At 73.8% G+C, this 12504-nt stretch carries 10 protein-coding genes; 7 read left to right on the top strand and 3 right to left on the bottom strand.

Going from position 1 to position 12504, the window contains the following annotated elements; all coding sequences use genetic code 11:
* Positions 1 to 5 precede the first annotated feature (5 nt).
* On the bottom strand, positions 6 to 797 hold the full coding sequence (locus OG774_RS12415) for a hypothetical protein (RefSeq protein WP_328309818.1): 792 nt from the start codon (positions 795 to 797) through the stop codon (positions 6 to 8).
* A gap of 233 nt (positions 798 to 1030) precedes the next feature.
* The gene (locus OG774_RS12410; RefSeq protein ID WP_328310934.1) at positions 1031 to 4810 is read right to left on the bottom strand and encodes an ABC transporter ATP-binding protein; all 3780 of its coding nucleotides are present in this window, start codon (positions 4808 to 4810) and stop codon (positions 1031 to 1033) included.
* A 440-nt stretch (positions 4811 to 5250) separates the two neighbouring features.
* On the opposite strand from OG774_RS12410, the gene OG774_RS12405 reads away from it, so the two are divergent.
* From OG774_RS12405 to OG774_RS12375, 7 genes are all read left to right on the top strand, one after another.
* A complete protein-coding gene (locus OG774_RS12405) occupies positions 5251 to 5856 on the top strand; it encodes a cysteine dioxygenase (protein WP_328309816.1) in 606 nt (201 codons plus the stop codon).
* On the top strand, positions 5853 to 6344 hold the full coding sequence (locus OG774_RS12400) for a rhodanese-like domain-containing protein (RefSeq protein ID WP_442873981.1): 492 nt from the start codon (positions 5853 to 5855) through the stop codon (positions 6342 to 6344). Before OG774_RS12405 ends, OG774_RS12400 begins: the two co-directional genes overlap by 4 nt.
* Positions 6345 to 6358: 14 nt before the next feature.
* Complete coding sequence (locus OG774_RS12395) at positions 6359 to 8038, top strand: acyl--CoA ligase family protein (protein WP_328309814.1); 1680 nt, start codon at positions 6359 to 6361, stop codon at positions 8036 to 8038.
* Positions 8039 to 8213: 175 nt separating this feature from the next.
* Positions 8214 to 8765, top strand: coding sequence for a hypothetical protein (locus OG774_RS12390; protein WP_328309812.1), 552 nt, complete (start codon positions 8214 to 8216; stop codon positions 8763 to 8765).
* Positions 8766 to 8803: 38 nt separating this feature from the next.
* Complete coding sequence (locus tag OG774_RS12385) at positions 8804 to 9334, top strand: hypothetical protein (protein ID WP_328309810.1); 531 nt, start codon at positions 8804 to 8806, stop codon at positions 9332 to 9334.
* 68 nt (positions 9335 to 9402) lie between these two features.
* The gene (locus OG774_RS12380; RefSeq protein WP_328309809.1) at positions 9403 to 10743 is read left to right on the top strand and encodes an MFS transporter; all 1341 of its coding nucleotides are present in this window, start codon (positions 9403 to 9405) and stop codon (positions 10741 to 10743) included.
* Between the two features lie 20 nt (positions 10744 to 10763).
* Positions 10764 to 11384 carry a uridine kinase gene (locus OG774_RS12375; protein ID WP_328309808.1) on the top strand — a complete coding sequence of 207 codons (621 nt, stop codon included), beginning with the start codon at positions 10764 to 10766 and terminating at the stop codon, positions 11382 to 11384.
* A gap of 72 nt (positions 11385 to 11456) precedes the next feature.
* Here the strand turns inward: OG774_RS12375 and OG774_RS12370 are convergent, their stop codons facing one another.
* Positions 11457 to 12452 carry an ERCC4 domain-containing protein gene (locus tag OG774_RS12370; RefSeq protein WP_328309807.1) on the bottom strand — a complete coding sequence of 332 codons (996 nt, stop codon included), beginning with the start codon at positions 12450 to 12452 and terminating at the stop codon, positions 11457 to 11459.
* Positions 12453 to 12504: the final 52 nt, after the last annotated feature.

The following is a 12504-nucleotide window of genomic DNA, read 5'->3' as shown; positions in this document are numbered from 1 at the left end:
CAGGGTCAGCGCTGGGCGCCCGCGCGGCGCCGGGCGGCGAAGCCCACGCCACCCGCGGCGACCAGGGCGACGACGCCCGCGGTCAGCAGGACGGGGGACGGTCCGCTGGTGGAGCCGCCGCCGGTCTCGACGCCGCCGGCCGGCATGGCCGGCATCTGGCCGGGCAGGTTGACGACGATGGTGGCGACACCGATGGTCAGGCCGCCCTGGATCGCGTCGGTGCTGAACGCCTGGTTGAGCGCGGTCGCGGCGGTCTGCGAGAGCCGCACCGTGGTGCCGGTCAGGGTGGCCGTCCCGGCCGCGGCGTCGGTCGAGATGGGCTGCAGGGTCGAGCCGTCGAGGTCGAACAGCACCGCCGACTCGGCGATGGTCTGCCCGCCCGCGCTGACCTTGCCACTCAGCGTCGCGGGGTTGCCCGGGTCGATGACGAAGTCGGTCAGCTCGACCTCGGTCTCGCCCTTGGTGAGGCTCAGGCCGCTGCCGTCGTGCTCGATGCGGCCCTGGACGTAGGGGTTGACGGCGCCGGGCTCGTAGACGGTGACGTTGCCCCCGGTGATCGGGAACTTGACGCTGCCGTCGGCGAGCGTGGCGTCGCCGATCGTGCCGGGCGTGACCTCGAGCTGGGTCAGGGCGTCGGTGAAGCCCGGGTCGAGCCGGACCGACGACGACTGGCCGGTGAGGTCGGGGATGGTGGCGACGGGGTCGGCGGCGGCCGCGGTACCGGCGGTGAGCCCGGCCAGCGCCAGGGCCGACACACCGCTGATGAGCAGGGTGGCGAACGTACGACGAAGGGTCACGAGAAGGCCTTCCGGAAGCGAGGTCAGCGTCGGTGCTGAGCTGATGTCCCTCGTCCGCGCACGGCGGCCGACCGGTTCGAAAATGGTCGGATTCGACGGGAAACCGAACTGATCCGGCCGCCGGGACGAATGATGCCCTCAGGTTCCCGGATTTCGTTTCCCGGACAATTGCCGGCGTCGTCCATGCTGGTCAGGGCCCCGGCGGCGCCGGGCTCGCTTCCCTCCGGGAACGGTCAGCCCGTGCGCGCGAGGTCGTCGTCGTCGAACGGGTCGACCGCCTCGATCGCGTCGTCCACCGTGCCCGCCCCGGCTCGCCACAGGCGGGCGTAGGCCCCGTCGCGCGCGAGGAGCTCGGCGTGCGCGCCCTCCTCGAGGATCCGTCCGCCGTCGATCACCACGATGTGGTCGGCGCGCGCGGCGGTGGCGAGGCGGTGGGCGACGACGAACGTCGTGCGGGGCGCCGCCCCGGTGCCGCGGGAGACGCGGTCGCCCGCGGCGAGCACGGCGCCCTCGGTGGCGGGGTCGAGCGCGGCGGTGGCCTCGTCGAGCAGCAGCAGCCGGGGGTCGACGAGCTCGGCGCGGGCGAGGGCGACGAGCTGGCGCTGACCGGCCGAGAGCCCGCCGCCCCGCTCGCCGATGGGCTGGCGGAACCCCGCCGGCAGCGACGCGATCATGTCCACCGCGCCCACGTCGCGCGCCGCCTGCTCGATCCGCGCGGGGGTGGCCCCGGGGTCGCCGTAGGCGATGTTCGAGGCGACGTCGCCGACGAACAGGTGCGCCTCCTGCGGCACGACCCCGAGGCGCCGGTGCAGCGTCGGGATGTCGAGGTCGCGGATGTCGACGCCGTCGAGGAGCACCGTGCCCGCGGTGGCGTCGTAGAACCGCGCGACGAGCTTGACCACCGTCGACTTCCCGGCCCCGGTGGCGCCGACGAGCGCGACGGTGCGCCCGGGCGGCACATGCAGGGAGAAGTCGGCGAGCGCGGGCGTGGTCGCGCCGGCGTAGGTGAAGCCGACGTCGCGCATCTCGACCTCGCCGCGCAGGTCGTCGAGCACGACCGGGTGCTCCGGCGAGGGCACCGACGTCGGCGTGCGCAGCAGCTCGCCGATGCGGGTGAGCCCGATGCGTGCCTGCTGGTAGCCGTCGAACACCTGCGAGAGCTGCTGGACGGGGCCGAAGAACATCGCGAGGTAGAGCAGGAACGCCGCGAGGATGCCGGGGGAGAGGCCGCCGGTGGCGACGCGGGCGGCGCCGACGCCGAGCACCGCGGCCTGCGCGAGGTCGGAGAGCATCGCGGCGAACGGGAAGTACGTCGCGATCATGCGCTGCGCGCGGACCCGGGCGCGGCGGTACGCGTCGCTGTTGTCGGCGAAGGTGGCCGCGGAGCGCTCCTCGTGGGTGTGCGCCTGGGCCACCCGCAGGCCGGCGACGTTCTCCTGCAGGTCGGCGTTGACGACGCCGACGCGCTCGCGCGCCTCCGCGTACGCCGCGGAGACCATGCGCCGGAAGATCAGCGTGGCGACGATCAGCACCGGCATGACGGCGAACGAGACGAGCGCCAGCTCGAGGTCGGTGACCAGCAGCGCCACGGCCACGCCGAGCACCGTGAGCAGGCTGACCACCGCCTGGGCCATGCCCGTCTGCAGGAACGACGAGAGCGCGTCCACGTCCGTCGTCATCCGCGTCATGATCCGGCCGCCGAGCTCGCGCTCGTAGAAGTCGAGCCCGAGGCGCTGGAGGTGCGCGAAGCTGCGCGTGCGCAGCAGGAACAGGCGTCCTTCGCCGATGCGGGCGGTGAGCACGGTCTGCGCCGCGACCACCACCCAGTCGACGGAGACCACCACCAGGCCGAGCCCGACGGACAGCCACAAGATGTCGAGCGAGCCCGCCTGGATGCCGCCGTCGACGGCGAGGCGCGCGAGCGACGGGAACGCCACGGTGGCCGCGGCGTCGAGGCCGAGGAGCACGACGGCGAGCACGAGGGCCCACCGCACGGGGCGCATCAGCCGCCCGAGCCGGAAGCCCGGGTCGGGGGCGGTGGGGTCCTCGCCGTAGAGCCGGGGCTCCTCGGTGGCGGGCGGCAGCTTCTCGAGGGCCGTGGTCATCTCGGTGGGCGCCGCCCCGTCGAGCCCGCCGGCCAGCGCCTCCGAGCCCGAGGAGACCGTGATCGGCCCCGGCGGGGGGACCGGGCGGTCGGGCGCCGGATCGTCGGGCCACAGGGCCGGGGTGATGGTCGCGCCCCGGACCTCGGACGCCGGCGCGGACGGCTCCTCGGGCACCCATCCCGGCTCGTCGATGCGCTCCGCGGGCCCGGCGAGCAGCTCGCGGAACAGCCGGCAGCGGCCCTCGAGCTCGGCGTGGGTGCCGACGTCGACCACCCGGCCGCCGTCGAGCACCGCGATCCGGTCGGCCAGCGAGAGCGTCGAGCGTCGGTGGGCGATCACCAGCGTGGTGCGCTGCGCGGTGACGGCCCGCAGGGTCTCGCCGATCGCGGCCTCGGTGGTGGGGTCGACGGCGGACGTGGCGTCGTCGAGCACGAGGACCCGGGGGTCGTAGAGCAGGGCGCGCGCGAGCGCCACGCGCTGGCGCTGGCCGCCCGAGAGCGTCAGGCCCCGTTCGCCGACGCGGGTGTCGTAGCCGTCGGGCAGGTCGTTGATGAAGCCGTCCGCCTGCGCGGCGGCCGCGGCGGCGCGGATCTGCTCCTCGGTGGCGTCGGGGCAGCCGTAGGCGATGTTGGCCCGCACGGTGTCGGAGAAGAGGAACGCCTCCTCGAACACCACGCCCACCGCGCGGCGCAGGGCGTCGAGGCGCAGCTCGCGCACGTCGACGGCCTCGCCCGGCGGGCCGATGCGCAGCGCGCCGCCCTGCACGTCGTAGAAGCGCGGGGCGAGCAGCGCCACCGTCGACTTGCCCGACCCCGCGGTACCGACGAGCGCCACCGTCTCGCCGGGCGTGATCTCGAGCGTCAGCCCGTCGAGCACCGGCTCGCTGCGCGCGTAGCCGAACCGCACGTCGTCGAGCTCGACGCCGAGCGGCCCCGCCGGGACGTCGCGGGCCGCCGGCGCGTCGACGATCTCGGGCTGGGAGTCGATGAGCTCGTAGACCCGCTCCACCCCCGCGCGAGCGAGCTGGCCGGTGACGACGAGCCCGGCGACGAGCCGCGCGGGCCCCACGAGCGCCGCGACGTAGGACGTGAACGCGATGAACACCCCGAGCGAGATCTGCCCGCTGACCGCGAGCGCCCCGCCGAGACCGAAGACCCCGAGCTGGCCCACCGTCGGCAGCGCCTGGAGCGTCGGGGTGAGGCGGGCGTTGAACCGCGCCGCCCGCAGCCGCTGGGCGTAGAGCCGCCGGGCGGCGTCGCGCAGCCGGCCCGTCTCGCGGTCCTCCTGCCCGAAGCCCTTGACGACGCGGACGCCGGTGACGGCCTCCTCGACGTGCTGGGCGACCTCGGCGGCGCTCTGCTGCGCGGCCCACGTCGCCGGGAACAGGCGTCGTCGCATGCGTGCGGTGAACAGGACGCCGACCGGCAGGATGATCATCGACGCGACCGTGAGCAGCGGCGAGAGCCACAGCATGATGCCGACCGAGACGACCAGCTGCCCGAGCGTGCCCGCGACCAGCGGGACCATCCCCAGCAGGCCCTGGACCTGCTGCAGGTCGGAGTTGGCGCGCGAGACGACCTGCCCGGTGCGCAGGGCGTCCTGCTTGGGCCCGTCGAGGCGCGAGACCGAGCCGAACACGCGCCGCCGCAGGTCGTGCTGGACCCCGAGCGAGAGGCGCCCCCCGAGGTAGCGGCGCAGGAAGGCGGCGCCGAAGCGGACGACGGCGATGGCGGCCATCGCGATCACCAGGGGGCCGAGGCCTGCGGTGGATCCGGCGACGGCGCGGTCGACCGCCGTGCCGATCAGCAGCGGTCCGACGGCCTCGAGGCTGACGCCCAGCACCGACGCCGTGAGGGCGGCCACGGTGAGCGAGGGGCGGCGCCAGCAGTCGCTCGCGAGACGTCGCATCCAGCCACGGGCGCGGCCGGTCGGCACGTCCTCACGCGCGGGGACGTGCTCGGTGGTGCGCTCCGTGGTGCCCTCCGGAGATGTGGTGGTGGATGGGGAGTCTTCTCCCAGATTAGGACGGCACCCCGACAGCCCGCCCGGTCGCGGCCCACCCCCGGGATCCCCGACCCAGCCAGATCCCCGACCCAGCCAGATCCCCGACCCAGAGGTGACGGACGACCGGCGTCGTGGTCGAATACCCGCGTGCGCCACTTCCTGCTCGGCCCCCTCTGGGAGAGCCGCCGCGCGCACGTGTTCGACGAGCGGTGTCGACGGGCCTGACGAGCCGATCGTCGCGAGCCGTCCGGCCGCGACGTCCCGTCGTCCGCGCGCCGCACCGATACTCCCTGACCCCCGGGTGCCGTCGCGCGTGGACGCCCGCACCCGGAGGAACGACCGTCGTGACCGCCCTGGTCGACACACCCACGCACGCCAGCCCGTTCGCCCGTCCCCGCACCCTGCGCGCCGACCGCCGCCGCTGGCAGGACGGCCCGACCCCGGCGAGCCTCGCCGACCTCGTCGCCCTCACCCGTGAGGTGGCCGACGAGGTCCATCTCGGCCGCCACACGGTCGAGGTCGACCCCGTGCACCGCTGGTCGCAGCGCCTGCACGCCGACGAGCACCTCGACGTCTGGCTCATCTCCTGGGCCAGCGACCAGGGCGCCGAGCTGCACGACCACGGTGGCTCGCTCGGCGCGCTGACCGTCGTGCGCGGCGGCCTGACGGAGTGGCGCTGGACCGCCGGCAGCGAGGACGACGACGCCTGCCGTGCCGAGGAGCTCGCCTCTCGCGGTCCGGGGCTGCGCCGCCGGGTCCTCGAGCCCGGTCGCAGCGTCGCGTTCGGCCTCGGGCACGTCCACGACGTCAGCAACCGCGCGCTCGAGACCGCGGTCAGCGTGCACGCCTACTCCCCGCCGCTGTCGGCCATGTCGTACTACGGCGTCGAGGGCGGCGTCCTCAGGCGCACGCGTTCCGAGCTGGTCCAGCCCGGGCAATCTCCCGAATGAGTGCGATCTCCGATCTCCTCGACCGCGCCCGGGTGCGCCTGCGGCGGCTCGACCCCCGCGACGCGGCCGACGCCGTCGGCGCCGGCGCCCTGCTCGTCGACATCCGTCCGGGCTGGCAGCGCCTCGACGAGGGCACGGTGCCGGGCGCGGTGGTGATCGAGCGCAACCACCTCGAGTGGCGCCTCGACCCGACGTCCGACGCCCGGATCGCCGAGGCCGACTCGTCCGACCGGCAGTGGATCGTGCTCTGTTCCGAGGGCTACACCTCGTCGCTCGCGGCCGCGGCGCTCCAGGAGATCGGCCTGCACCGGGCGACCGACGTCGTCGGGGGCTTCCGCGCCTGGTCCGACGCGGGGCTGCCCACGGCGCCGGGGTCCGACGAGCGCCCGGGGTACGCCCAGCCCCATCACGCCCAGCCACGTCACGCCCAGCCACGTCACGCCCAGCCACGTCATGCACAGGGCCCTGGCCCGTCACACGACGACTGAGCGATGATCCCGGGGTGGACACGCCGGAGACCTGGATCACCCCGCTCACGCCGCTCTCGTTCCTGCGCCGGTCGGCCGCGGTCTATCCGGACAAGGTCGCGATCGTCCACGGCACGGCGCGCCACACGTACGCCGAGTTCGCCCGCGACGCCCAGCGGTTGGCGCGCGGGCTGCGTGCGAGCGGGGTCGGGCCCGGCGACCGGGTCGCGTGCCTGCTGCCGAACGTGCCGGAGATGCTGGTCGCGCATTTCGGGGTGCCGTTGGGCGGGGCGGTGCTGGTCGCGGTGAACACGCGCCTGTCGAGCGAGGAGGTGCGCTACATCCTCGACCACTCGGGGGCCACGGTCCTGGTGGTCGACTCGACGCTGCGCGCGGTCGTCGACCCGGTCGCGGATTCGCTGGAGACGGTCCGGGAGATCGTCACGCTCGTCGATGCGCAGGGCCCGGATTCGGGCGCGTCGGTCGAGGGCCCGACGTGGGAGGACCTGCTGGCCCGCGGCGACCAACAAGGGGAGCACGCTGATAGGGATCTCCCGTGGGAGGTCGACGACGAGCGTTCGACGATCAGCATCAACTACACCAGTGGCACCACCGGGCGCCCGAAGGGTGTGCAGTACCACCACCGCGGGGCGTACCTGAACTCGCTGGGCGAGATCGTGCACTCCTACCACGACCCGTCGAGCGTCTATCTGTGGACGCTGCCGATGTTCCACTGCAACGGGTGGTGCACGCCCTGGGCGATCACCGCGATCGGCGGCACCCACGTGTGCCTGCGCGAGGTCCGCGGCGACGCGATCTGGGCGCTCATCGACGAGCACCGGGTCACCCACCTCAACGGCGCGCCGACCGTCGTCACCACCATCATGAACGCGGCCGAGGCCCGCACCCTGGACTACGCGCTGGTGGTGACCACCGCGGGCGCCCCGCCGAGCCCGACGACCATCCTCGAGATGGAGAAGATGGGCTTCCGGATCGTGCACGTCTACGGCCTGACCGAGACCTACGGGCCCTACACGGTGTGCCAGTGGCAGGAGGACTGGCGCGGCCTCGAGGAGCACGAGCGGGCGCGGCGGCAGGCCCGCCAGGGCGTCGGGATGCTGATCGCCGAGCCGGTGCGGGTGGTCGAGACGCTGTCCGAGGACGTCGCCGGGGATGCATCGGCCTGGGCGTCGGTGCAGCTCGTGGACGTGCCGGCCGACGGGCAGACGATGGGCGAGATCGTCATGCGCGGCAACAACGTCATGTCGGGCTACTTCCGCGACGACGACGCGACGGCCAAGGCCTTCGCCGGCGGCTGGTACCACTCCGGCGACCTGGGGGTCATGCACCCCGACGGCTACGTGGAGCTGCGCGACCGCGCCAAGGACGTCGTCATCTCCGGCGGCGAGAACATCTCGACCGTCGAGGTCGAGCAGGCCGTGCTGAGCCACCCCGCGGTGCTCGAGGCCGCGGTCGTCGGGGTCCCCGACGAGCGGTGGGGCGAGCGCCCGAAGGCGTTCGTGGTGCTGCGCCAGGGCAAGGACGCCGAGCCGGACGCGATCATCGAGCACGTCAAGGGCGCCATCGCCCGCTACAAGGCGCCCCGCGACGTCGAGATCGTCGAGGAGCTCCCGAAGACCTCCACCGGGAAGATCCAGAAGTTCGAGCTGCGCGCCAAGGAGTGGGGCGACAGCGGGACCCGCATCCGCGGCTGAGAGATGTCAGCGGCGTGGCGCCGCAGACGTTGAGTGTCCGAGTAGGGGGAGCACGCCGATAGGGCCACGCACTCGCACGCCGACCCGCGCACCGCGCGCATGGGAGGGGCCGGTGGCGGGAACGGCTGGCGGACGGCGGAGGATGTCCGTCGAGTCGCGACGAAGGCGAGGACGCGTGAGCGAGGAGTCCGTCGAACGGGGCGAGGCCGTCCTGGACAACGACATGACGGCGCTGGACACCGAGCCGGCGGTCGTGATGGACGAGGACCGCATGGGTGCCGATCCGCTCGAGGACGGCATGGACACCCCGGAGGGTTACAGCCGGGACGTCCGCCTCGGGGGCACCCAGGAGTGGGAGACCCAAGCGCCCAGCATCGACTACCGGCTGCCCCAGGAGGAGCCCGAGGCGGAGCCCGAGCAGCCGCCCGACCGGCCCCTGGCGGCGACGCCGATCGACGAGCTGGACGAGTCGGTCGACGATCCGGCGAACGCGGTCGACGGCGTCGGGGGCGGCGCGGTGCTCGACAGCGTCGGCGCCGACGGGGCGACCGAGGGCGAGCTCCTGGCCGAGGACGCGCGCGAGGTCGAGCTCGGTGTCTCGTCCGCCGCGGACGCCGTCGAGGCCACCGGTCTGCCCGCCGACGACGCGATCGGCGAGGTCGCGGGCATCGACAACGAGCCCGGCTCCGCGCTGGAGCAGGCGTTGCGCGTGGAGCAGGAGAACTGAGCGCGCGGGGGGTCGCGCGCCCGGAGGTGCCGCGACGGGTGGTGCTGGCCGCGGGCGCCGTGGGGATCGCGGTGCTGCTCGTGCTCGTCGGGGCCCTCATGGGCGGCTGGCGACCCTTCACCGCCGCGCCCGACGTGCTGACGTTCGGGCCCGGCGGCGACCTCGAGCAGTTCACGCTCTTCGACGGTCAGTGCGCCCGCGGGGAGCTGACCGGCGGCGGCATCTTCGGCGAGGCCGCGGACGCCCAGTGCGGCACGCCCCACGACGTCGAGGTGGTGGCCTCGCGGGCCCCGATCGACGAGGGCCGCCCGGTGGCCTACCCGGGCGAGGCCGCGCTCGCGGACTTCGGGCGGGCGTACTGCGCGCTCTTCGCCGATTCGGAGCTGCTCGTGCCCACCTCCGGGGGCGTCGACCGCGCCGACCTGCGGATGACCGCGGTGATCCCCTCCGAGGCCGCATTCGACGCGCCCCGTACGTCGGGGGCGTCGTCCTCCGGCGCCCGCCAGGTCAGCTGCGTCATCTCGCGTGCTGACGGTGAGCCACTGACCGATCGCTTCTCGGTGATCTGATCGGCCCAGTCGGTCAGGTCCGGGAGAGGTATTGCCCCGTGTGGGTGTGATGACGACCATGGGCGGCCATGAGCACCCTTCCCGCTGGCGCGAACCGCCGGACGCTCAAGCGCAAGGCGGTCGTCGCGAGCACGGTCGGCACCACCATCGAGTGGTACGACTTCTTCCTCTACAACACCGCCGCCGCCCTGGTGTTCGGGCCCTTGTTCTTCGGCAACAACGAGGTCGGCGGCGTCCTGCTGGCGTTCTCGACGCAGTTCGTGGGATTCGCGGCGCGTCCGATCGGCGCCGCGATCTTCGGGCACTACGGCGACCGCATCGGACGCAAGCAGAGCCTGGTGGCGACGTTGCTGATCATGGGTGGGGCGACGGTGCTGATCGGGTGCCTGCCCACCTACGAGACCATCGGCATCGCCGCGCCGATCCTCCTGACGCTGCTGCGGGTCATGCAGGGCATCGGTGTCGGCGGCGAGTGGGGCGGCGCGGTGCTCATGTCCATGGAGTGGGGCACCCGCAAGCAACGCGGCCTGATGGCGGCGTGGCCGCAGGCGGGCGTCCCCATCGGGCTGGCGAGCGGCACGGCCGTCGTCTACTTTTTCTCGGGCCCGGAGTTCCTCGAGTGGGGCTGGCGGGTGCCGTTCCTGGCCAGCATCGTCCTCATCGCCGTCGGGCTCTGGATTCGCCTCACCGTCCTCGAATCGCCGGCGTTCGCCCAGGTCAAGACCTCGGGCAAGGTTGCCAAGCTGCCGCTGGCCGAGACCCTGCGCACCCAGTGGCGCGACGTCGTCAAGGCCCTGCTGGTGCGCACCGCCGAGCAGGCGCCGTTCTACCTGTTCACCTCGTTCGTGCTCGTGTACGGCACCCAGCAGCTCGAGCTCGCGCGCGGTGACCTGCTGCTCTATCTCATCCTCGCGGCCTGCATCGGCATCGTCAGCGTGCCGTTCTTCGGCTGGCTCTCCGACCAGATCGGCCGGCGCCTCGTCTACGGGGCGGGTGTCGTGCTCACCGGCCTGTACGCCTTCCCGTACTTCGCCCTGCTCGACACGCGGGTCGGCGGGCTCGTGCTGCTCGGGATGATCCTCGGGCTCGTCTTCCACGACATGATGTACGGCCCGCAGGCGGCCCTGATCTCCGAGAGCTTCGGCACCGGCATCCGCTACACCGGCGCCGGCCTCGGGTACCAGCTCGCCTCCATCACGGCGGGCGGCCCCGCCCCGCTGATCGCCACCGCGATCCTCGCGGGCACCGGAGGGACCACCTGGATCTCCATCTACATCATCATCTGCGCCTTCGTCTCCCTCGCCGCGCTGCTGACGATGCACCCCCGCGATCCCGCGCTGGACGAGGCCGACTTCGCGTCCGAGGACGAGGCGGGTCAGGACACGAGCCGGGGCGCCGCGCAGGCCTGAGGCGCGGCATCCTGGACGGGATGCCGATCCGCCCGCTCAGCCCCGAGGCCCTGACCCACGAGATCGTGGCCGCCGTCGACGCGGCCGGTCCCGGGCACGTGCGGGTGCTCGTCGACGGGGCCCCGCCGGCCCGGACGGAGGTGCTCGCGGACGCCCTCGTCGACCCGTTGCGCGTGCGCTCGCGCCCCGTGGTGCGGGTGTCGGCCTGGGATTTCCTGCGTCCCGCCTCGGTGCGCCTCGAGCGCGGGCGCACCGATCCGGACTCGTTCTACGACGACTGGCTCGACGCGGGCGCGCTGGTCCGTGAGGTGCTCGCGCCGATGGGTCCCGGCGGGAGCGGCCAGGTCCTGCCCCGGCTCTGGGACGTCGACGTCGACCGGGCCGCCCGCGCGGAGCGGGTGGCGCTGCCGCCGTCGGGCGTCGTGGTCGTCGACGGGCCCCTGCTCCTCGGGCGCGGCCTGCCGGCCGAGGTGGCGGTGCACCTCGCGCTCTCGGCCACCGTGCTCGAGCGCCGCACCCCCGCCGACGAGGCCTGGACCCTGCCCGCCTACGCCCGCTACGACGACGAGGTCGACCCCCTCGCCGTCGCCGACCTCGTCGTCCGCGCCGACCACCCCGACCGGCCGGCGCTGCAAAGCTGACACCAGAGACACCCTCCGCGAGTGCAAGCCCTGCGTCCTCGCTTGCACTCAGCGCCAGAAAATCCGCTTCGATCACCCGGTCTGCGTCGCCTCGCGGAAGCGCGCCCAAATCTCGGGACGGAGCCGCCCGCGGTCGGGGACGTCGATCCCGGCGGCACGGGCCCAGGCGCGGACCTCGGCGGTCGAGGCCTCGGGTGCCGTGGTCGCGACCAGCTCCGTGGTGGCGCCCGGCAGCCGGGCGCCGATGGCGTGCTCGTCATGCGCCCACGCGAGGGCAGCGGCGAGGTAGCGGAAGGTCCACTCCTCGGCCAGCGGCCTCGTCTCGGCGAAGACTATCGGGACGTCCGGCCAGCGGACCTGCAGCTCGGCCAGCGAGTCCGCCACCTGGGCCGGGCGCACATGGCGTTGGGCGAACACCTGGGACCAGCGGTCCTCGACCACCACTGCCGCCCGGGGGAGCGCGGAGAGCTCGCCCAACGCGAAGCGCAGGCGCCCGTTCGCGACGCTCGAGATCAGATCGGGCAGCGACTTGCGCTCGACCGACGCCGCCAGCGACTCCCCGAGGACGACGCCGTAGTCGCCGGCCGGGAGGGCGCGCCGGACGGTGCGCGCCTGCTGGGACGCGAACCGGTAGGGGTAGCGCTCGTGGGCGTCGACGACGATCTCGATCTCATCGGTCCCCGTCCCGTCGAGAGCGGCCGGCCGGGCGGTCGGCGTCCGGACCTGCGGACGGGCCTGCTTGCGGGTCCGGGGCGACTGCCAGAAGACCATGTCCCGCCCGCGCCCGCGGGTGTAGACGATCTGGGAGCGGTTCTCCCGGGCACGGTCGAGCACGACGTCGATCGCCGCGCCGCGTCGGGCGCACGACCGCAGCGCGACGCGCTCGACGATCTCGACGGCGTCGCCGGCGGGCCATTCCTCGAGATCGGCGGGGTGGCAGTACAGCGCCTTGGTGCGCGGCCAGGTGTCCGATGTGCGGAACAGCAGACCGTCGCCCAGCGGAATCCAGACGAGGAAACCCAGCGACGATCCCGGATCGGGATTTCGGGCGATGACGAGGTCCGCCACGGCCGCGACCCTAGCCGGGCCGGGCTCCGCCACCGTGACGAGCACCCGGGTC

The sequence above is a fragment of the Actinomycetospora sp. NBC_00405 genome, assembly GCF_036044095.1.
GTDB lineage: Bacteria > Actinomycetota > Actinomycetes > Mycobacteriales > Pseudonocardiaceae > Actinomycetospora > Actinomycetospora callitridis.
Note: the sequence above shows the minus strand (reverse complement) of the source record. Positions and strands in the feature narration are given on the sequence as shown.